Source organism: Prosthecobacter vanneervenii, from assembly GCF_014203095.1.
Classification (GTDB): Bacteria; Verrucomicrobiota; Verrucomicrobiia; order Verrucomicrobiales; family Verrucomicrobiaceae; genus Prosthecobacter; species Prosthecobacter vanneervenii.
Map to the genome: position 1 here is coordinate 22,580 of NZ_JACHIG010000004.1, position 20,186 is coordinate 42,765.

General features: G+C 62.3%; 16 protein-coding genes. 6 read left to right on the plus strand and 10 right to left on the minus strand.

Annotated features, from left to right (window positions below; translation table 11 throughout):
• Window positions 1-10: 10 nt before the first annotated feature.
• The gene (locus HNQ65_RS10225; RefSeq protein ID WP_184339432.1) at window positions 11-874 is read left to right on the plus strand and encodes a hypothetical protein; all 864 of its coding nucleotides are present in this window, start codon (window positions 11-13) and stop codon (window positions 872-874) included.
• A gap of 76 nt (window positions 875-950) precedes the next feature.
• On the opposite strand, the gene HNQ65_RS10230 is transcribed toward HNQ65_RS10225, so the two are convergent.
• Both HNQ65_RS10230 and HNQ65_RS10235 read right to left on the minus strand, forming a co-directional pair.
• The gene (locus HNQ65_RS10230) at window positions 951-1,490 is read right to left on the minus strand and encodes a hypothetical protein (protein WP_184339433.1); all 540 of its coding nucleotides are present in this window, start codon (window positions 1,488-1,490) and stop codon (window positions 951-953) included.
• 73 nt (window positions 1,491-1,563) lie between these two features.
• Window positions 1,564-2,439 carry a LysR family transcriptional regulator gene (locus tag HNQ65_RS10235; protein WP_184339434.1) on the minus strand — a complete coding sequence of 292 codons (876 nt, stop codon included), beginning with the start codon at window positions 2,437-2,439 and terminating at the stop codon, window positions 1,564-1,566.
• An 89-nt stretch (window positions 2,440-2,528) separates the two neighbouring features.
• Between HNQ65_RS10235 and HNQ65_RS10240 the strand changes: the two genes are divergently transcribed.
• The 3 genes from HNQ65_RS10240 (at window position 2,529) to HNQ65_RS10250 (ending at window position 9,937) form a co-directional block, all read left to right on the plus strand.
• A complete protein-coding gene (locus HNQ65_RS10240) occupies window positions 2,529-5,522 on the plus strand; it encodes a DUF2339 domain-containing protein (RefSeq protein ID WP_184339435.1) in 2,994 nt (997 codons plus the stop codon).
• A complete protein-coding gene (locus tag HNQ65_RS10245; protein ID WP_184339436.1) occupies window positions 5,519-7,444 on the plus strand; it encodes a hypothetical protein in 1,926 nt (641 codons plus the stop codon). The genes HNQ65_RS10240 and HNQ65_RS10245 overlap by 4 nt, the downstream gene beginning before the upstream one ends.
• A gap of 135 nt (window positions 7,445-7,579) precedes the next feature.
• The gene (locus HNQ65_RS10250; RefSeq protein WP_184339437.1) at window positions 7,580-9,937 is read left to right on the plus strand and encodes a heparinase II/III domain-containing protein; all 2,358 of its coding nucleotides are present in this window, start codon (window positions 7,580-7,582) and stop codon (window positions 9,935-9,937) included.
• A 51-nt stretch (window positions 9,938-9,988) separates the two neighbouring features.
• On the opposite strand, the gene HNQ65_RS10255 is transcribed toward HNQ65_RS10250, so the two are convergent.
• From HNQ65_RS10255 to HNQ65_RS10290, 8 genes are all read right to left on the minus strand, one after another.
• Window positions 9,989-10,876, minus strand: coding sequence for a tyrosine-type recombinase/integrase (locus HNQ65_RS10255; protein ID WP_184339438.1), 888 nt, complete (start codon window positions 10,874-10,876; stop codon window positions 9,989-9,991).
• 5 nt (window positions 10,877-10,881) lie between these two features.
• Window positions 10,882-11,670: a hypothetical protein gene (locus tag HNQ65_RS10260; protein ID WP_184339439.1), complete on the minus strand. Its 789-nt coding sequence runs from the start codon at window positions 11,668-11,670 to the stop codon at window positions 10,882-10,884.
• Window positions 11,671-11,693: 23 nt separating this feature from the next.
• Window positions 11,694-13,364 carry an FMN-binding protein gene (locus tag HNQ65_RS10265; protein ID WP_184339440.1) on the minus strand — a complete coding sequence of 557 codons (1,671 nt, stop codon included), beginning with the start codon at window positions 13,362-13,364 and terminating at the stop codon, window positions 11,694-11,696.
• Between the two features lie 84 nt (window positions 13,365-13,448).
• A complete protein-coding gene (locus tag HNQ65_RS10270; RefSeq protein WP_221306116.1) occupies window positions 13,449-14,180 on the minus strand; it encodes a DUF434 domain-containing protein in 732 nt (243 codons plus the stop codon).
• A 54-nt stretch (window positions 14,181-14,234) separates the two neighbouring features.
• Window positions 14,235-14,381 (minus strand): hypothetical protein, encoded by a 147-nt coding sequence (locus HNQ65_RS10275; RefSeq protein ID WP_184339442.1) that lies wholly within the window; start codon window positions 14,379-14,381, stop codon window positions 14,235-14,237.
• A 28-nt stretch (window positions 14,382-14,409) separates the two neighbouring features.
• Complete coding sequence (locus HNQ65_RS10280; protein ID WP_184339443.1) at window positions 14,410-14,853, minus strand: hypothetical protein; 444 nt, start codon at window positions 14,851-14,853, stop codon at window positions 14,410-14,412.
• A 144-nt stretch (window positions 14,854-14,997) separates the two neighbouring features.
• Window positions 14,998-16,386, minus strand: coding sequence for a HAMP domain-containing sensor histidine kinase (locus tag HNQ65_RS10285; RefSeq protein WP_184339444.1), 1,389 nt, complete (start codon window positions 16,384-16,386; stop codon window positions 14,998-15,000).
• Window positions 16,387-16,390: 4 nt separating this feature from the next.
• Window positions 16,391-17,092: a response regulator transcription factor gene (locus HNQ65_RS10290; RefSeq protein ID WP_221306117.1), complete on the minus strand. Its 702-nt coding sequence runs from the start codon at window positions 17,090-17,092 to the stop codon at window positions 16,391-16,393.
• A 93-nt stretch (window positions 17,093-17,185) separates the two neighbouring features.
• On the opposite strand from HNQ65_RS10290, the gene HNQ65_RS10295 reads away from it, so the two are divergent.
• Both HNQ65_RS10295 and HNQ65_RS10300 read left to right on the plus strand, forming a co-directional pair.
• The gene (locus tag HNQ65_RS10295) at window positions 17,186-19,468 is read left to right on the plus strand and encodes a multiheme c-type cytochrome (RefSeq protein WP_184339446.1); all 2,283 of its coding nucleotides are present in this window, start codon (window positions 17,186-17,188) and stop codon (window positions 19,466-19,468) included.
• Between the two features lie 126 nt (window positions 19,469-19,594).
• On the plus strand, window positions 19,595-20,176 hold the full coding sequence (locus HNQ65_RS10300; RefSeq protein WP_184339447.1) for an RNA polymerase sigma factor: 582 nt from the start codon (window positions 19,595-19,597) through the stop codon (window positions 20,174-20,176).
• Window positions 20,177-20,186: the final 10 nt, after the last annotated feature.

Sequence of the window (20,186 nt, forward strand, 5' to 3'; positions counted from 1 at the left end):
TATCAGATTCATGTCCCCTGGCGAGCCCCTCCGGCTGACTCTCTTTGCCGTGCCGAAACCTTTTGAGGGACACATCGGCTGCATCCAGCGCAATGCCGTGCGCAGCTGGCGGCAGCTGGGCGAGCAGGTGCAGATCCTGCTGTTTGGCGATGAGCATGGCACGCGGGAGATGGCGCAGGAGGTCGGGGCGGTGCATCTGCCGCATATCCGATACAATCAGCATGGCACTCCGCTGCTGGACGGCGTATTTGCCGAAGCCCACCAGCACGGCACAGCTCCATTTCTCGTCTATGTGAATGCAGATATCATCCTGCTGGATGACCTCTGGACTACGCTGGAGATCGTGCGGCAGTCCGCGCATCAGCGGTTTCTCATCTTCGGAAAACGCACGGATCTGGATGTGACCGAGACGATTCCCATGGAGAGCGCAGGCTGGCAGCAGCAGCTGAGGCTGGACGCCGCCCAGCGTGGTGTTCTGGCCTACCGGGGGTGCAAAGACTACTTTCTTTTTTCGAGGTTGGTCTATGAAACGATTCCCGCCTTTGCCGTGGGGCGCGGCAATTGGGACAACTGGATGCTGCACGATGCCAAACTGCGGAAGATTCCTGTCATCGACGTTACGGGAACGCTCACTGCCATCCATCAAAACCATGGCTACAGCCACACCAAGGGCTCGCGCAAAATGGCGTATGTGACCGGAGCTGAGGCTCGGGAAAACGAGAGACTGGCAGGGGGGCAGAATATTGTCTCCGGCAGCACGCCTACCCACACCATCCGAGGCAGGCAGATCAGGCGCCTATCCTGGATGGCGAGCCGCTGGCTCTACTGGCGCGAGATACCACAGCTGTTCAAGCTGCTGAAAAGTTTTTGTTAAACTCTGCAGCCGCCTGTAGGGGGCACTGCGTCGGGAAGAAGGCTGCAGGCGCAGTTTTGTCCAGCTTTCCGCAGCATCAGTGCATGCCTCGGTGGCTTCCGCCATGATGACTGCCGCTGCTGTGGCCAGATGATGAGCCGCCGGACGCAGCCCCCCCTGAATGATGCCTGCCATGCGAGCTCCCGCCAAAACCCCCTGCCCCTGCGCCGCCACCGGAGTGGTGATGCGTGCTGCCGCCAAAGCTGCCACCCGCTGAAGATCCGCCGGAATGATGATGTGAGCTGCCGCCGAAGGAAGAAAAACCGCTGCCCAAATGGCTGCCAGAATGGTGCTGGTAGTGGCCGGCTGAGGGAGCCGGCACGTGCCTGCCGCTGGCATGATGCGAGGGCGCGCCATGCCATGAGACGACCGAAGAAGGGCCGGAGTAGCTAGTGTAGGGACGTGTGGGGTAGCGGCTGTATGAGCCCACCGGGCGCGAGTAATAACTGCTGCCGTAGTAGCCGGGCCTCCCGTAAGAGGAGCCGTAGCCATAACTGGAGACATAAGGGCCGTCCACACAGGAGGGCAGAGAGACGGCAGTGATTGAGGCAAAAAGAAAAAGCAGGCGGATTTTCATAGTCTCCCTATCCGACGAATAGGCCCACAGCTTATTCAGCCTATTATTGCAGCAGGTGCATGGCCCCGTTTTTCTACTTCGAGAATTCGCCTGCCAGCGCGGTGGCTTCCGCCAGAAAGGCCTCCGCCAGCGGCGAAAGACGGCCCGTCCATAGCGCGCCAAAGCACAGGGGTGGAAAGTCATCTAGCACCAGAAGCTGCAGCTCTGCAGGCAGTTCAAAGCGCGGATGCTGCAGCACGAGGCCCGCCCCAAAGCCCTCTGTGACGTAGCGCAGCACCAGATCCAGGCTGCCCACCTCCAGGCTTGGCAGCCACTCAAGACCGCGCTGGCGCAGTGCTGTTTGAAAAGTGCGCGACACCACATCCCGCGCACCCATGGCCACCAGCGGCAGGTCGATGCGGTCCTTTTCAAAGATTTGAGCGGCACGAGTGATCCCGCTCTGCTTTGGCACCAGCAGGGCCATGGGCAGGCGAAGCAACTCGCGGGATTCGATGTTGGCTGTGGTCTTTTCCGTCAGGGTGCCAAAGCCAATGTCGACCTCCTGTGCTGCCAGCAGGGTCTCGATCTCCTGCTGCCGACCGTGTGTGAGTGTGAAGTGAAAACCCTTCACCCGCCGACGCATGCGGCCAAAGATCTCCGGCAGGTAGTCGCGCTGCACCACCTCCGCTGCAGCGATGCGCAGACGGTTTTCTCCGCCGCCGCGCAGGCGGTCCGCCATCTCACCCAGGCCGCCGAAAAATGGGGAGATGAAGTCATAAAGCGTCTGTCCCTCGCGCGTGAGCTGGAACGGCCGCCGCTGATAGAGCGTGACGCCCAGCGCATCCTCCAGCTGCAGAATCTGCGCGCTGATGGCAGGCTGCTGGATGCCGTAAGGCATGGCCCGTGCCGCCGCGCTCACACCGCCGTGACGTGCCACATAGTAGAAAAGCTCAAGGTGATGAACGTTCATGCCGGCAGGAGGCTATACGGTTTATCAATGATGCCACCTGGAAATATCAATTTCCCTTGCGGGTCGTTGCTGGGAGACTTCGCGGCGTTATGGAAGAAATCGTTTTCATCCTGTTGATCGTCAGCGGTGCGGTGCTTGTCATGCCCATCATCGCGCTTGTCACCGCCAACCTGGCCAAGCGACGCATCGCGGCACTGGACACGGAAATCCAGGCCATGCGGGAGCGCGAAGACAGGCTGATCCGACGCATTGAGGCGCTGGAAAATACCAGCCCGTCTCAGACGACCACAGCCGCCGTTCCGCCAGCCTCAGCCCCGGCCACCGTCGCAGCACCTCCGCCTCTTGAGCCCGTCTTCGCTGCACCCAGCTCGGTAGCATCGCCTGCTCCAGCCGTCCGTCCTCCGGACCCGCAACCACCCGCAACGGTTCCCGCCGTCAGTCCTCCGTACTCGCGGCCACCCGCCCCTCCCAGACCCCGCTCCGCGCCTGCGCCCGGCATATCGCTTGAACAATTCATGGGGGCCAAGCTCTTCGCCTGGGTGGGTGGGCTGGCCTTGTTTTTGGGCATCGTCTTCTTTGTGAAACTCAGCATCGAGCGCGGCTGGATCTCTGCGGAGCTGCGCACGGCCATCGGTTTTGTCATGGGTGCGGCGCTTGTGAGCGCCGGAGTGGTGATTCAGCGCCGCAGGGCTTATGCCACGCTGGCTCACACGCTCTGTGCCACAGGCATCGTGGTGCTCTACGGGGTCAGCTTTGCCGCACATGCGCTCTACCATATCCCTCCCTTTCACCATTCGCTCGTGACGTTTGGCATGATGGCCCTCATCACCACCGCCGCATTTCTGCTGGCCGTGCGCATGGAGGCTCAGGTCGTCGCAGTGCTCGGCATGCTCGGCGGTTTCCTCACCCCCATCCTCTGCTCCACCGGCCATGACAACCCGGGCGGGCTGTTTGGCTACATCGCGCTGCTGGACATCGGCGTGCTGGCCGTGGCCAGAAGCAAACGCTGGCTGCACCTCACGGCGCTCGCAGCTGCGGGCACCATCTTCATGCAGGCGGGATGGATGGTGAAATTTTTCCACTCCTCACACTATGCCATGGGTGCGGCCACATGGGTTCCCGTATCCGTGTTTCTCGGCTTTGCGGTGCTGTTTGCGCTCGCGGCGTGGTGGTCGCGCCGGAGTGAGGATGAGGACGCCTTTCCCGCAGCTGCCGCTCTGGCCCTTTGCGGCAGCGCCTTGTTTACCGCCTTTGTGTTTCTTTGCTTCGGCGCCATCACGGAACGGCCCACGCTGCTGTACAGCTTTGTTCTCGGCATCAATCTCGTGGTCATGTGCCTGGTGTGGCTGCAGCCACGTATGGCCAAGGCTCACGCCGTCGTCGTGACGCTCACTTTTCTGCATCTTTCGGAGTGGACCGTCAGCAACCTCAGCGCCGCGCTGCTCTCCCAGGCGCTGGGCATCTATCTGGTCTTTGGCCTCATTCACTCTGCCTACGCCGTGCTCTGGCACCGTCGGAATGCGCTCGTCGCCCCTTTCATCGGGTGGATGCCGGTGATCACGCTCCTGCTGCTGCTGCTCCCGGTACTTTGTCTCGATTCCGTCAGCCTTCTGCTTTGGCCTGCCATCCTGCTGGTGGATCTGCTCATCATCGGGCTGGCGATTCTCAGCGGGGCTTTGCTTCCCGTCCTGGTTGCGCTGTTCCTCACGCTTCTCACCGCCGCAGTATGGCTGTTTCATCTGCCCTCCCATGCAGCAGGAGGACTGGGCCAGTTCCTGGTGGTGGTGGGCGGTTTCGCTGTGCTGTTTGGTGGCATGGGCAGTTTCCTGGCGCGCAAAGTACCGAAGGCCCTCTACGCCTCTCTGCTGCCAGTCAGCTCCGCCGTGCTGCCTTTTGCCCTGTTGATTATGGCAACGCTGCACCTGGGGGTGGCTGACCCCTCACAGGTGTTTGGCCTCGGGCTGCTGCTGACGTTGTTTCTTCTCGGGCTGGTGCGGATCAGCGGCATCACGGTGCTGGCGCCCACCGCGCTGGGCTGCGTGCTGGCTCTGGAGTGGGCGTGGCACGGGCAGAGCTTCAGCACGGAGCGTGCAGTCACGCCGCTGCTATGGTATGCGGGCTTCTATGTGCTGTTCACGGTGTTCCCTCTGGTGTTTGCCAAGCTCATGGCCGCACGCAGGCTGCCATGGATTGCTTCTGCGGCGTCGGGGCTGGGCACCTTTGGCCTCGTCTATCGTGCGGTCGGCCTGACCTGGCCGAATGAGACGATGGGCCTGCTGCCCTTGGCCTTTGCCATCGCGCCGCTGCTGTGCCTGGTGTTTGTGCTCAAACAACACTCGGCGGAAAATCCCGCGCGTCTCTCGCAGCTCGCGTGGTTCGGTGGTGTGGCGCTTTTTTTCATCACCCTCATTTTCCCGGTGCAGTTTGAAAAGCAGTGGATCACCATCGGCTGGGCGCTGGAGGGCGCAGCGCTGTGCTGGCTCTTTCTGCGGGTGGCCCATCCGGGGCTGCGAGCTACGGGGGCGGTGCTCCTCTCGGCGGCCTTTGTGCGGCTGGCCCTCAATCCTGCCGTGCTGCAATATCAGGTGCGTGGCGGAACGGCTCTGCTCAACTGGGAGCTTTACGCCTACAGTCTCTGCGCGCTCGCACTCTTTGCTGCGGCGCGCTTGCTTGCTCCGCCACATCATTGCTGGGGTAAAATCAATCTCCGCAGCGCCTTCTGTGCATTCGGCGGCATCCTGCTCTTCCTCCTGCTCAATATCGAGATCGCGGATGCTTTCACGCCATCGGGTCAGCAGTCGATCACTTTTGATTTTGACGGCAGTTTTGCCCGCGACATGACCTACACTATCGCCTGGGCGCTGTATGCGCTCGCGCTGCTGGTGATCGGCATCTGGCAGAAAAATGCGCCGACGCGCTATGCGGGCATCGGCCTGCTGGCCATCGCCCTGCTGAAGCTGTTTCTGCATGATCTCGCCAGTATCGAAAGCATCTACCGCATCGGCGCTCTCATGGTGGTGGCGGTGATTGCCCTGGCCGCCTCATTCCTGTATCAACGTTTCCTCACCGACGACCGCTCATGAAACCACTGCTCCTTCCGTTCCTCGTGCTCTGCCTGCATGCCCGTGTCGGCGCCGCCGACTTTGCCACCTGGACGCATCGTCAGAAGATCACCATCGCGCAGTCCGGCCTCATCCGGATTGAGCTTGAGCCTGCACTGCTGGATGTCTCGCGCAGCACCGGCGGCTCGGCTTTTCACGATCTGCGCGTCATCAGTCCCGATGGTGTGGAGACGCCTCGCATCATTGAGCTGCCTCGTCTTACGCGCCCGACACTGCACGCCGCCGCCACCTTTAAAACCACGCTCAATCCCACCAGCACCGTGCTGGAGTTTCAGCCGCCTGCCGGTGTCGTCATCTCCGCCGTACAGCTGCAGACAAACGCTGCTTCGTTCATCAAATCCGCCACGCTGGAGACAAGTTATGACGGCAGCCTTTGGCAAACGCATGCCACCAACGAGATGCTCTGCCGGCAGAGTGGCACCGAGCGCCTGCGCCTCTCCTGCCCTCCGGCGGCGTGGACCCATTTCCGCATTACCATCGATGACACCCGCACCATGCCTGTCATCTTTACGGGGGCGCAGCTGCGGGCTGACCTGCCGGAGCTTCAGACGCTTCCTCAACCCGTGACAGTGCGGGCGCGTTCTGAATCCGGCGGAGACACTCACCTGAAGCTGGACCTCGGCACCGCCAACATCTTCCTGAGTCACCTGCGGCTGCACACACCCGAGGCCGTGTTTCAGCGCGAGGCCACGCTTCTCGGCGCACACGCCACCCTCTACCGCCTGCAGCATGAAGGCCGTAGCGTGGAGGAGCTGGACATCCCCGTGGATCAACTGGCCGGCACACGCGAGGTGGAACTTGTCATCCGCAACGGCGACAGCCCGCCGCTTCGTATCGACCGCATCGAGGCCACCCGGCACCCGGTGGCCGTGGTGTTTCAAGCAGATGCCGCCGGCGAGTGGCTGCTCTACATGGGAAATGCTCAGGCTCCCGAACCACGCTATGACATCGCCCGGCTCGATGACAAACTGCGCTACGTCGCCGCCCACTCCGCCACGGCAAGCGCGGTGGAGGCCAACTCCGCCTACAGCAAAAGCGCCACCGCCCCGGATGTGGGCGACTCGGGCCCTCCGATTGACGTCTCTCCCTGGTCTTTCCGGCGGCCTGTCCTGTTTAAGGAGCCCGGGGTCATCATAGTGGAGGTTGACCCCGAAACACTCGCCCGCTCGGCCAATGACCTGCACGACATCCGCGTCGTGCGTGAGGGGCGCCAGCTCCCGTTTCTGGCCATCAAACCCGGCCTCGAGCGCTCGCTCGATGTCCCCATCGCCGAAGTGGCAGTCCCCGGCGCTCCCACGTGGTCCAAATGGGACATACAGCTGCCCTTTGCCAACTTTCCTGCCAGCGAGCTCCTGCTGGAATCTCCCACTCCTCTTTTTGCCCGCACACTCACGGTCACCGAGCAGCATGAGTCAGAGCGCGGCAGCTTTGAGCGCATCCTCAGCAATGCCAACTGGCAGCGCAGGCCCGGCCAGGCCGCAACCAGCTTCCACCTGGCGCTCTACTCTGCGCCGCGGGCAGCCTCCATCCGTGTCGCGACGGACAATGGAGACAATCCCCGGCTGCAGATTACCTCCGCGAAGGTCATCTACCCCGTGGTGAAGCTGCTGTTCCGCGTGCCAGACACAGCCCCTGTGCAGCTCTGCTACGGCAATCGCCAGGCCCCTTATACGCGCTACGACCTCCAGCTGGCGCGGCCCGAATTCGAAACCGCCACAAAAGTAGCCGCAGAGCTCGGCGCTGAAGAGAAGCTCCCGGGTTTCTCTGCCGACTCTGCCCGTTCTGCCAGCCTGGGCAGTCCCTGGCTCTGGGCCGCGCTGGCGTTGGTGGTGGTGGCGCTGCTCTGGGTGGTGGCCAGGATGCTGCCAAAACAAGCAGCATGAAGAGGTAGCGCCCCGACCTTGACGTCATGAATGTGATTTGGCCCTATCTTTCCGCCAAACTCACGCGCTTGATCAGCGTTTATACTTGACCTCTGCACCAGCACCCGCTGCTTTAGGCTCCGCACTTACTCCCTCATGAAAACCGCCCCGCGTTTCCTTACCCTCGCATCCGCCTGCCTGATCGCTGCCTCCAGCGCCAGCGCCCAGCTCGCGGAAGAGTACCGCATGTGGACGAACACCGCCGGCAAGCAGGTGGAGGCCACTCTGGTGTCTGTGGATGCCGCTGCACGCAGCCTGAAAATCAAGATGAAGGATGGGCGCGAGTTTGATGTGCCGATCGCCACTCTCAGCCCGGCGGATTTTGAATATGCCAAGGCTCGCTATGCCGCCATGCAGGCAGCACCGGCCGCCACACCTCCCGCTGCCATGCCCGCAGCGACCACTCCTGCGGCAGCCGCCACTCCGACACCCGCTGCGCCTCCCGCAGCTCCTACGAAGGGCGGAGCCAAGGCGGTGGCCGCCAAAAAGCCTGCGCCGGAACGGCCTAAGCTCACCGTGGTTCCAGTGGCCAAATTCAAAGCTCCTTCGGCCAATGATTACCTCAGTGGCATCGCCAAAGTGCGCCCCCGCCTCATCCACAATGCCGCCAGCTGGGCTGCACTGAAAGGTCAGATCGCGGCGGATCCGGTGCTGGCCAAGATCATGGAGGCCCTCAAGGCCTCCGGTGAAGACCTCCTGAAAGACCCTGAGCTGGCCCGCATCAATGGCGACACAGGCGGTGAAGGCCCCAAGGCGGTGTACCGCATGGGCCTGCTGGGCGCGCTGCACTACGGCGATGGCGACCTCAAATGGCAGGAACGCGGTGTGCGTGAGCTCATCGCCCTCACGGACAAGGTCTCCTTCCGCGACTGGCACCCTGAACTCGTGGACAATGTGACGGACATGGTGGTGGCCACCGCCTTGGGTTATGACTGGTTCCGCACCGGGCTGAATGCCGAGCAAGCCACCGGCGTGCGCACTTATCTGGCGGAAAAAGGAATCGCCGCCCTCATAGCCCATCTTGAGGGCGAAGAAGTCCCCGAAAGCGCCAAAGGCGTGTCCGGAGGCCAGACGGGGACGAAGTCCAAGGCTGCTCCGCCAAAGGGGCAGCCCAAGCCGCAGGCCAAGCCAGATACAGGCAAACTGCCGCCGGACAGCAAGCAGATGGCCGCCGCCTCTGCGCTGCTGCTTTCTGCCATCTGCCTCGTGGATGAAGAGCCTGCCATCGCCAAAAAAGCGGCGGAAGCATCCGCCAAAATCTTTGGCAAAGGCATCGTGCGCTTTGCCCCGGCTGGCGTGTGGCCAGAAGGACTGCAGGCTGGCGAAACGGTGATGGATTACGTGGCCATGCTCTCGCAGTCGCTGAAATCTGCCACCGCCACCGGCAAGGACCTTGGCATCAGCTATCTGGAAGGCATCCCTCAGTTCGCCGTGGCCCGCATGCACATGATGGGGCCCACCGGGCAGATCTTTAATTTCGGAGATACCAAGGGAGCCGTCTCGCTGCGTCCGTGGGTCACCACCTGGTTGTGTGGTGTGGCTGGAAACCCAGGCATTCGCGCCGTGGCAGCCACTGGCAAGCAGCCCGTCAGCGCTTCTTACTTTGGCCAGGTCGGCAACTTCCTTTACTACAACCCGCATGCTGCTGGCGACGGCACGGCCGATAGCATGGACTACTCACAGCCCGGGGGCTTTGTGGCCACCTCGCGTTCCGGCTGGGAAAAGACGGACTATTTCGTCGCGGTGAAAGGCGGAGATAATGAAGACACGACCGCGCAGCTGGACATCGGCAGTTTTGTGCTGGATGCCGGCGGTGAGCGCTGGGGCATCGAGCTGGGCGCCGAGCAGGACAAAGCACCTGGCTTTGAAGTCAAGCCGGGCGCGGACCGCACCAAGCGCTTTGCCCTCTATGTCGAAAACACCCTGGGACAGAACACGCTGGTGATCGACGGCAACCAGCAGGATCAAGATGCCAAGGCATCAGTGCTTCTGGGCTATTCGACTCCGGAGCGCGGCACCGCTGTGGTGGACATGACCAAGGCCTACTCAAAGCCTGCCAAGGACGTGCATCGTGGCATCATGGTGGTGCGCGGTGCCAAGCCCTACGTGGTGCTGCAGGATGACCTTGTGATGAAAAACACCGGCAGCATCACCTGGAGCATGCACACCAAGGCCGAGATCAGCGCCAGCGGCACGACCGCCAAGCTGACTCAGGGTGGCAAGACGCTGGTGGCCACGATCGTTTCTCCCGCCAACGCCACCTTCAGCTCCGCAGAACCGCCTGAGGCCGCCACCGAACAGTCTCGTGATCTGGTGCGGGAAAAAGTCCATGTGCTCAAGGCGTCGGTGGATGGTGCCAAAGGCCCACAAAGCCTGTGCATCACCTTTGCGCTGGATGAGGCTGCCACACACACTGCCACCCCCGTTGCCACCTGGGGTGCGCCAAAGAAGTAACACGGACTGAGCTTGCCCGCAGTTGTCAGGTGACTCCTGCGGCGTGCTGTCCTACGCGCGCGGATGCGCTGCCTCATAGACCTCCTTCATCCGCTGGGTGGAGACGTGGGTGTAGATCTGTGTGGTGGAGAGGCTGGCGTGGCCCAGCAGCTCCTGCACGCTGCGCAGGTCGGCGCCGTTGTTGAGCAGATGCGTGGCAAAGCTGTGGCGCAGCTTGTGAGGGGTCAGGTGCACCGGCAGGCCGGAGGCACGCCAGTATTTGGAGATCACGTCATCCACCGCCTGGCCGGAAATGCGGCGGCGCAGCTTGCTGAGAAAGAGCGCGCCGTCGTGCACCCCGGCCTTGAGGCGGTAGCGCTGCACTGCCTCCAGCGCCTTGAGGCCCACCGGACAGATGCGCTCCTTGCTGCCTTTGCCAAAGACGCGCACGGTCTCCGTGTAGGTGTCGATGTCCGCCACGTTCAGCGCCACCAGCTCGCTCAGGCGCATGCCAGTGCTGTAAAAAAGCTCCAGGATGGCTGCGTCCCTTTCCGGGGCCCAAACAGCGTCCCGCTTGGACTTCTCCATTGTCAGCGGCAGCGTAAGCATGGCCTCCACCTGCGCCACGGTCAGCGTCACAGGCAGCTTCTTCTCGCGCTTGGGCAGCTGCACCTCCAGCAGCGGATTGTTCTTCCAGCCGCGGCGGCGGGTCAGCCATTTGAAGAAGCTGCGCAGCGCCGCAAACTGGAGGCGGATAGTGGCGCGCCCGCGCTCCTGCTTCATCAGGTCAAAGAGAAAGGCGCGGAAGTCATCCGCCGTCAGCTCGCTCCAGCCTTTGAAGGGCGTGCGCCACTCGCGGAGCTGACGCAGGGCCAGCTCGTAATTGGCCTGCGTACGCACCGAGGAGCGGCGCTCCACCTCCAGGAACTCCAGAAATTCGGCGGCCAGCTTGTCCTCCATGGCGGTCAGCCTCCGGTGCGTTTGGCGCGGCAGGCGCTGCAGATTTCTTCTCCGGAGTCCAGCACACGGAAGTCCAGCTGAGGATCATCCAGGTCTGTCTTTTTGCACACAGAGCACTGGTGGAAAAAGCTGCTCGCAGGCATCTTGGCGGATTCAAACCGGCTGCGGCGTGAGGCCACCTGCGCCATGCGCGCCCGCTCGCTGACAAATCCGGGGCCGAAGGCCACGAGGTAGTTCAGATGCCAGAGCAGCACTGGCAGCACCAGCAGAGGCTCGCGGATCACCATCAGCGCCGTCATCCCCGCCGTCAGCGCGGCGACCCACTTCATTTTCACGGGCAGGATAAAGTAGATGAAGATTTCCTCGTTTGGAAACAGCGTGGCAAAAGCGAAGAGCAGCGTCTGATAGAGAAACATGCCCGGGGCGGGCCAGCCCAGAAACAGTGCGCCCAGTGTCACGGCCAGCATCCAGCCGAAGATGTAGAGATTGACCCGAAACGCTCCCCAGGCCGCATCCAGGCTGCGGCCGATCCACATCATGAACATCGTGCCGATCAGAGCCCAGATGAGCGAGAAATTGCCAGGAATGAACACATGCGTGATCAGCCGCCAGACTTCGCCGTGCATCACACGATCCGGATCCAGCTTGAGAAACTGCAGGTAGGCCGCTGCTCCCTCCTTGGACATCAGCGTGACGATCATGAGCACCAGCAGCTGAAAGATCGCGATCGTCTGGACGAGGCCGGGGATGGCAAAGCGGCCGAGTTTGGATTCTAATTTGGAAATCAAAGGCATGTGGGAGGTCTGGTAGTCCGGTTTCAGCCCGGAGCCAAGAGAAGAACGAGCGCCACACATAATGCGGCGAGCCAATCTCTCGTGCCGAAGCGGTCGCCATCGCCCGTAAAGCGGAGCAGCTTGAACACGGCCCCCGTGGGGCAGCCGTAGCGGCAGTAGGCCAGTGGCGTGAAGAGAGAAAATACCAGCCCCCCGATGGCGATGCCGATGCTGGCCCACCCCGCCACACGAAAGACGTACGCGTCAAAGGGCTCCAGTGCATTCAGATTCACCGGCAGCGCAAACGCGGCACTGAAGAAGACCAGCGCCAGCAGCACGAAGGGAATTTTGGAAAGCAACGCATCGACCTTCTTTGACGGCGACCACTGCCATCTCAGCTGCCGCACCAGCAGCTGCTGCAGCGCACCGTGCGGGCAGATGTGGTGGCAGTAGAGTTGTTTGCTGGTAAAGACCGGCCCCAGCAGCGCCACGGCTGCGAGCAGCACCAGCCCCTGCGCCGTGCGCCACGGCGTGCCATGGGCCGACCATCCGGCCAGCAATCCCTGAGAAAGCATCTCTCCTGCGATGAATCCTCCATACACCACCAGCAGCGCATGATGCAGGTGGCGGCACCAAGCACTACCCCGCAGCGGCGTGAAGGCCATCACAAACGCCGCCAGCAAGATGGCCACATGTCCCGTATCCTGCCAGCGCCAGCGCGCGGCCATCTGCTGCCACCAGCCGTGCCGTGCCTCGTTTTCCTTCTGCAGGCTCTCCGCACGCACGCGCACCCCTTCCGCGATGCCATAGCTCGTCTGCGTCGCGCCAGACACCCCCTCCACGCCGGCGGCATTGAAGTCGATATGCGCGATCTTCTCCGTCGTCATGCCATCAAAGGTTTTCAAAAAAGCCGGATCGCCCGTCACGTAGCCCACATACTGCTCCGTGTCATAGCTGCGCCGCAGGGCGATCCCGCGCAGCGTGCCGCCGCTCGCGTCCATCAGCATAAAGGTGTCGCTCGGCCCCTTGTAGCCCACCGTGCCGTCGGAGGCCGGCGCGGTGCGCACCGCCAGCGCGATCACCGCGCCCTTATCATCCAGCACCTCCTGAGAGCCTGGATGTGCCTTCGATTCACGCAGCTGCGCCGCTTTTGGCTCCAGTTTCTGCACCTCCTCCAGCGTGATCCCATCAGGAAACCGCAGCGACGTCGTGGCGCTCTTGCCCATCCGCCTCAGCACGCCTTCAGCGATGGCGCTGCTCGTTAGCGTTGCTCCCGTCACGGCCTCCGGCTGCAGGCTGGCCAGCTCTGCCGCCTTCTTCCCGGTGAACTGCTTGAAAAAAGCGCGCTCCCTCACCACCTCCGCCACATGGTCCGTCGTGTCTCCGCTGCTCAGAATGCGCAGTCCCAGCACTTTGCCGCGTGCATCCAGAGCGATCAATGTGTTGGTCGGTCCCGAGTAGCCGATGATGTCATCCCCCTCCGGAGAGGTCTGCATCACGTGTCCGATCGTGATGCCCGACTCATCCTTCACTGCCTGTATGCCGCCTTGAGAGACCAAGGTCGCCGCCGCAGGGAAGAAATCCCGCACCCGCTCCACCGTCAGCTCCACCGCTGCTGGCGGCTGCGCGCGTCGGATGGCCACCACCGCCAGCGCCAGCAGCCCCACGCGCCAGAGGCGCAGGGCGGTGGATTTCCAGCGGAGTGTGGTGGGCATGGCAGCGTGTCAGGAGAAGATACGGATTTACACCGCAGGGATCATAAAGCCGCAGAGATTTTTCTCCTTCTTTCCGCCAGTTCCTCAGTGCACTTCCCCCAGATCCACCACCCATGGCTGCCCGCAGCGCCCTCCCAAAATCAGGTCCGCTGCCAGATTATACCAGCACGGGGCGCCATCGATCACCACCGCGTCAGAGCTTACCACCACCACGTCGCGGGCGGCGATCAGCTCTGCATCCGGGTTGAACACGGTATCCACCGTCCAGGGCCAGCCATGCTGCTCCGCGAGTTCACGCAGGCGCGCGGCCAGACGCCCGCTGTTGGACACTGGCTTGTCCAGCAGCCAGTGCACAGACGCCGCTCCCAGCTCCGCCAGGCGGCTGCCCGCCAGCACCACCGCCGCATCCGTCTCCGCCACCGCATGGTAGGAGCCGTGCACGCTGGACATGTCACGCACACAACCGTCCCGGCAGCGCAGCAGCACGCCCCCGCTCAGGGCTGCCTCCAGGCTCACCAGCAGATTGAATCCGTCCACCATCACCCCTCGCCCGCGAAGCGCCTCCGCCAGCAACTGCCGCTGCGCCCGCCCTTCACGCGCTGCATCCGCGCAGGCGGCACGGCCTGCGGCCAGGCGCTGGCGCTCCCGCAACTCATGGCGGTCTCCCACCAGCTTCACCGCCGAGTTCCGGGCATAGCCTCGGCTCATCAGCCACGAAAGCTCCTCCACTGCCACCCGCAGTACCGGTGCCGCCTCCGCAGCAAACAGCTCCTCATCCGCCGGATGCCTGCCACGATGTCTTTCCACGCCGCTCATGTTGGGTTCAACCCTACCAGAGGAGATCGTTCGAAACCAGTCCTGATTGACGCGTCAGCACCAGATGCGCCGCTCCTTCGTCTCAAGCGGGCTCGGGACGAAGGAGGCATGCAGATCAGTGATCAGCGGCTGCTGCAGATACTGCCAGATGGTATCCATTCCGCCGCCGATGCGTGCATGGCAGAAGCTGGAACGACGCAAAGATTGTTACGGAATCTAGGGCCAATATTCAGCGGGTGCTCACCGTGCGTGCTTTGGTCGAAGGCCGGGTGGCTCGTGATCCATTGCTGCCGACAATCCTGGCGAAGGTGCTGCCTGCAGGAACACCCATGGAAACCCGTGTGGCACCGTTGGTGATGTGCGCTGCCGTGTTTCCAGGGTAAGTGCGGATGCCGGACATCGGCGAGACAGCCCCGACTGGGCGGTAGTAAACCACGGGTTCGACTCTTGTGGGGCTGCTGTTCTCGGCAAAGACCGGCTTTGCGGGGGTGGGTTTCACCGCTGGTGATTTGGCAGGTGCCGGTACAATGGCGCTGGCACTTGCAGCATTGGCAGCAGTCGTGCCGGAGGGAATGATGGCTGGCAGAATGGTTTCCGCCGACGTTTGGGCCTTGGCAGGCGTGGTGAGCACCAGCACCGCCAGAGAAATCAGGAGGATGCATGTGGTTTTCATAGTACAGAGATTAAACGCACGTTTTGACGCCTCGATGCAGAAAATAGGACTGCGTACTTGAACATAGGTTCGTGCGCCTACCCTGCACTATCGGGCCACTTCTCAGGGAGTTCATTCCCCACGGGTCGGCCTGAATACACGAGCTCAAACCACATTAGCGGAAACGAGCGGGTCTCCCACCGGCAGCTCGACCCAAAATTCCGCGCCGCCTTCGTCGCGGTTGGTGCAGCCGGAGCTGCCATTGTGTGCATGCATCAGCGCCTGCACCAGGCTGAGACCCAGTCCCATGCCGGGCGTGCTGGCGCTGGATGCAGAGCCGCGCATATGCCGCCGCCAGATTTTGGTCAGGTCTCCTGGCGTGAGCCCCGGACCTGTGTCCGTGACTGAGATGCGTGCCTGTTCTGCACGCATGTTCAGAGCCAGATTCACCATTCCTCCTCGCGGCGTGTAGGCAAAGGCGTTGTCCAGCAGATTGGCAACTGCCTGGTTGATGCGCTGGCGGTCCAGCAGCACCCAGCAGGTGGTGGGGGCCTCCAGAGTGAAGGTGAGGCCGCGCTCCTCCGCTGCGGCCTTGTAGAGATCGTGCAGATCGGTGAGCAGCTCTTTGAGATCGACGATCTCAAGATGCAGCTTCAGCGCCTTGTGCTCTCCTGCCCGCGTAGTGAGGATGGTCTGCACCAGGTCCGCCGCGCGGTCGATCTCCTCCAGCCCGCGTGCGGCAGCCTCACGTGCGGCGGGGGTCTCGATATGGTCATGAAAAGTTTCCAGATTGCCGCGGATGCGTGCCAGAGGCGTGCGCAGCTCATGCGCCAGATGGTCATTGGCGCTCTGCAGTTCTTCGGTCAGGGCATCGATCCGGTCCAGGCCGGCGTTGTAGGCGGCGGCAAAGGCCTTCAGCTCCGGCACTGCTCCAGGCGCTTCGAGTCTTGTGGTGGTCAGTCCTTGGGCCAGCTTCTGCGTGCTGTGCATCATCTCCTGCACGGGCTTCATCACATGCCGCACAAACCACCACAGGGGCAGCAGCATGAAAACGGTGGAGGCCAGGCCCGCGAGCCAGAGATGCCGGCGGATGTGCTCGACGTAGGCCAGGTCTTCGGCATCGGTGCGGCCAAACCAGAGGGCATTCCCATCTTCCATAACCTGACAGCCGACGAGAAGCTGCTGCTGCCTGCCGGGGTGTGCGATCGTCATGAGCCAGGTCTCCGAAGGCTTCATCTTCTTGGGCGGGCGTTTGGGCCAGTTGTAACCCGCGACGGCCTCCGGCGTCTGCTCGAAAATCGTTTCGCCCTTGGCATTGGTGATACGGACAGCCTGGCTCTCCTCATGTTTTCCGGCCTCAAAAACCTCCCTGAGCTCCTTGAGGCCGTTGCGGTTGTAGAGCACGGCGTACTCACCCAGGTCATCGAGCACCACAGCGCGGGCGATGCTGCTGAGATTTTGCCGCATGGCCCAGCCGGCCACGGTGATGCACAGGGCGGTGCTGCAGGCCATGAGGACTGTCAGCAGCAGGCCGAGCCGCCAGGTGGACGGCATGCGCTCAGGTAGCAGACGTGAAAACATAACCTTTGCCTCGGACGGTTTGCAGGTGGGAGGGCCTGCCCGGAGTGTCAATCTTTCGGCGCAGGCGGCAGATCATCGCATCCACGACATTGGTGCCCGGGTCAAACTGGATGTCCCAGACTTTCTCGAGCAGGAATTTTTTGCTCAGAGTGCGCTGTTCATGGGCCAGCAGCACCTCCAGCAGCGTCCACTCGCGCGGCTGCAGTTCCACGGTTTCCGTACCGTCATGCAGCCGGCGTTTGATCGGGTCCAGAGTCCATCTGCCCAAACGGCGTGTGCCCGCCGCGGGTGGCTGCTGCACTCCGTTTTGACGCCGGATGGCCGCCTCCAGGCAGGCCAGCAGCTCCTCCACCGCAAAGGGCTTGGTCACATACTGGTCGCCTCCGGATTTGTAGCCGCGCACTCGGTCAGTCACATCCCCACGCGCTGTGACGAAAACCACGGGAATGCTGAATCCGCGCGCACGGATCTGCTCCACCACAGCGAAGCCGTCCATGTCCGGCAGGCCCACGTCCAGCACTACGGCATCAAAAGGCTCCTGCGCCAGCAGCGGCAGCGCCGCCGCACCACTCGCGCGGTGGGTGCACGTATAGCCCGCCTCCTGTAGCCAGAGCGCCATCTGGCGTGCGAGCTCGACATCATCTTCAACAAGCAAAATATGCATGGTGGTGCGCAGCATAGGCACAGGCTGTTTCAAAAGGCACCCAAATTAGGAGTTCATTACCAAATGATAACGTGTCTCCTGCATTGAAATCTGTCGAAATGCACTTGAATGAACCGTCATCGTTTTGGGCGCATGTTTCTGGCAGGCCTGCTTATGCAGCCCGTGATGCTTCCTGCAGGAAACGGCCAGTGGACAGTGGTGGCCTGGAACAACCTTGGCATGCACTGCATGGACGATGACTACAGCGTCTTTTCCATTCTGCCTCCATTTAACACGATCAACGCGCAGGTCATGGATGCGGCGGGGCATCTGATCACGGATCCGACAGCCGCAGGCATAAGTGTGACGTACGAGTCCCTGGCAAGCCCGGACGGATCCATCAACACGACTTCCTCCGGCAAGACAAACTTCTACGACTATGCAGCGATGTTGTTTGGTGCTGGTTTGGGCGCAGATCAGGGACTGGCAGGAAAATCAATGCCAGGCCCGGCAAACACACCGCAGGTGATGTCTTGGACGGCAGGCATGAATTGGTTTGAAGCGGCGGGCATTCCGCTGACACCGACGGACGATGCGGGCCGGCACAATCCATATCCGCTGCTACGCATTTCGGTGAGGAACTCTCTTGGCAGCGTGCTGGCCAGCGCAGACATCGTGGCGCCGGTGTCAGATGAAATGGACTGCCGTGCCTGCCACAAGTCCGGCTCCGGACCTGCGGCGATGCCTGCTGCCGGCTGGGTGAACGATGCCAGTGACAAGCGCGACTTCCGCCTGAACATCCTGCGTTTGCACGATGAAAAGAGCGCCGCCGATCCGCTATACGCGCCAGCGCTGGCGGCGATGGGCTATGCACCAGAAGGCCTGTACCATAGCGTCGTGAACAGCCACAAACAGGTGCTGTGCGCCACATGCCATGCCTCCGAGGCGCTCGGTACCGGCGGTTATGCAGGCGTCAAACCACTCACTGCGTCCATGCACGGCAGGCATGCCAGCGTGACAAACCCCACCAATGGCCAGCTCATGGACTCCGCACTCAGCCGGAATGCCTGCTATCTCTGCCATCCGGGCTCTCAAACACGCTGCCTGCGCGGTGCGATGGGAGGCGCGGTGAACGCCACGGACGGATCTCTGGTGATGCAATGCCAGAGCTGCCACGGCAGCATGAGCACCGTCGGCAGCACCGCCCGCACCGGCTGGCTGGACGAGCCAAACTGCCAGGCCTGCCACAGCGGAGATGCGCAGACGAATGAAGGATCGATTCGCTTTACCAGCGTCTTCAGCGCCCCAGGGGTGATGCGTGTGCCATCCAACCAGCGCTTTGCCACAAACGCGGACACACCCATGGCGGGCAAGTCGCTGTTCCGCTTTTCAAAAGGGCATGGCGGCTTGGTTTGCAGCGCCTGCCATGGCAGCACGCATGCGGAATACCCTTCCCTGCATCGGGATGACAATCTCTACTCCTGGAACAAGCAGGGGCACCGCGGCAAGCTGGCGGACTGCACCGTCTGCCATCCCTCCATGCCCTCCAACAGCGTTGGCGGCCCTCATGGCATCCACCCCATCGGGAGCCAGACTTGGGTCAAGGATCATGCGGACATCGCCCGCGCCATCAGTCCCAATTATGCCGCCTGTCGTGAATGCCACGGCACGGACTTGCGCGGCACTCCCCTGTCGCGTGCGCAGGCGGATCGTGCTCTGACAACGAAGTTTGGCCTGCTCACACTCAAACGCGGCATGGAGGTGAGCTGCTACTACTGCCACGACGGCCCTGGCAGCAGCAACGCCAGCACTCACGTCGGTCCCAGCGTGGCCAATGCCCGGCTGGCGGTGCCATTGAACACACCTTCGAGCGTCACGCTCACCGCCAGCGGTACCAGCCCACAGCTGCGCGTCATCCAGCAGCCCTTTCACGGCACCGTCGGCATCTCGGGCACAGTGGCGACCTACTTTCCTGATACCGGGTACCAGGGACCGGACGCCTTCACCTACATTGCCAGTGATTCTGGCAGCTTTGTGGACTCGCAGCCCGCGACGGTATCCATTGTCGTCGGGACCAGAGATTATCAGCGTGATGCTGACGGCGACGGCTTGAGCGACTGGCTGGAATACGCACTCGGGCTCGATCCTGCAATGCGAAGTGAGCGTCTGCCTCAGCACCAGATCGAAAATGTGGGTGGCACAACTTACCTCACTCTACGCGTCTTCCGCAGCCCGATGCGCCCGGCGGAGATGAGCACCGTGGTCAAAGTCTCCGGTGATCTGAAAAACTGGACGCCCGGCACCATCCTAAACGACACCGCCACGGAGCTCAAGGTGCGCGACACCATCAGTACAGGAGCCTCCTCCTCACGTTTTCTGCGGATCGAAGCCACCGGGCCTGGCACACCGTGATTTCGTCTTCGGGTCCTATCGCAAAATAGGCGCACTTCATCCCAAAGGCCGCCGTCTCCGGCATTCATTACCAAACGATAACGTGTCTTTCGGCCCGCGTTCTGGCCCAATACGACCCAGTGCGCCATGACAACCACTATCCTTCATCCAGCCCAGGACGAGTACGACCGCCTCTTTGCACAAGCTCTGCAAGGAGATACCGTGTCGGCTGAGCGGCTTTATGCCCGCTGCGTGCCTTCACTGGCAGGGTGGCTGGCGCAGCGTTTTGGCCAGCACATGGCGCATGAGGCAGCGCATGAGGCCATGGCGGAGGCTTTCCGTCAGGGAGATCAGTTTCAGCCGCGGGGTTCATTTTGCGGCTGGCTGTGGAGCATCGGCTGGCATCGCGCACTCAAAACTCTGCGTACTGAAACCCGGCGTAAGGCCAGGGAAGAGATCTACTCTCTGTGCGAGAGATCAACACACGCCGTTGAGTTGCATGATCGTCATCTCAGGCTGGTCTCCCTTCTCGCCAGGCTGCCATCCTCCCAGCGGGAACTTCTGGTGCTGCACTATGTGCAGGGAAAATCCAGCCGGGACATCGCCGCGCTGCATGGGCGCACACGCAGCGCTGTGGCGGTGAATTTGCATCGTCTCTGCCGCAGGCTGAGGGCGCAGCTCCTCGCACCAACGGCCAACATCCAAGCCTCTGCAGCAGCAACCCACTGAGCCTTTTCAC

What these genes read in the sequence shown, in the direction of transcription:
- HNQ65_RS10225 (WP_184339432.1), top strand. Translation starts at nt 11, where the DNA reads ATGTCCCCTGGCGAGCCCCTCCGGCTGACTCTCTTTGCCGTGCCGAAA.
- HNQ65_RS10230 (WP_184339433.1), bottom strand. Translation starts at nt 1,490, where the DNA reads ATGAAAATCCGCCTGCTTTTTCTTTTTGCCTCAATCACTGCCGTCTCT.
- HNQ65_RS10235 (WP_184339434.1), bottom strand. Translation starts at nt 2,439, where the DNA reads ATGAACGTTCATCACCTTGAGCTTTTCTACTATGTGGCACGTCACGGC.
- HNQ65_RS10240 (WP_184339435.1), top strand. Translation starts at nt 2,529, where the DNA reads ATGGAAGAAATCGTTTTCATCCTGTTGATCGTCAGCGGTGCGGTGCTT.
- HNQ65_RS10245 (WP_184339436.1), top strand. Translation starts at nt 5,519, where the DNA reads ATGAAACCACTGCTCCTTCCGTTCCTCGTGCTCTGCCTGCATGCCCGT.
- HNQ65_RS10250 (WP_184339437.1), top strand. Translation starts at nt 7,580, where the DNA reads ATGAAAACCGCCCCGCGTTTCCTTACCCTCGCATCCGCCTGCCTGATC.
- HNQ65_RS10255 (WP_184339438.1), bottom strand. Translation starts at nt 10,876, where the DNA reads ATGGAGGACAAGCTGGCCGCCGAATTTCTGGAGTTCCTGGAGGTGGAG.
- HNQ65_RS10260 (WP_184339439.1), bottom strand. Translation starts at nt 11,670, where the DNA reads ATGCCTTTGATTTCCAAATTAGAATCCAAACTCGGCCGCTTTGCCATC.
- HNQ65_RS10265 (WP_184339440.1), bottom strand. Translation starts at nt 13,364, where the DNA reads ATGCCCACCACACTCCGCTGGAAATCCACCGCCCTGCGCCTCTGGCGC.
- HNQ65_RS10270 (WP_221306116.1), bottom strand. Translation starts at nt 14,180, where the DNA reads ATGAGCGGCGTGGAAAGACATCGTGGCAGGCATCCGGCGGATGAGGAG.
- HNQ65_RS10280 (WP_184339443.1), bottom strand. Translation starts at nt 14,853, where the DNA reads ATGAAAACCACATGCATCCTCCTGATTTCTCTGGCGGTGCTGGTGCTC.
- HNQ65_RS10285 (WP_184339444.1), bottom strand. Translation starts at nt 16,386, where the DNA reads ATGCCGTCCACCTGGCGGCTCGGCCTGCTGCTGACAGTCCTCATGGCC.
- HNQ65_RS10290 (WP_221306117.1), bottom strand. Translation starts at nt 17,092, where the DNA reads ATGCTGCGCACCACCATGCATATTTTGCTTGTTGAAGATGATGTCGAG.
- HNQ65_RS10295 (WP_184339446.1), top strand. Translation starts at nt 17,186, where the DNA reads ATGAACCGTCATCGTTTTGGGCGCATGTTTCTGGCAGGCCTGCTTATG.
- HNQ65_RS10300 (WP_184339447.1), top strand. Translation starts at nt 19,595, where the DNA reads ATGACAACCACTATCCTTCATCCAGCCCAGGACGAGTACGACCGCCTC.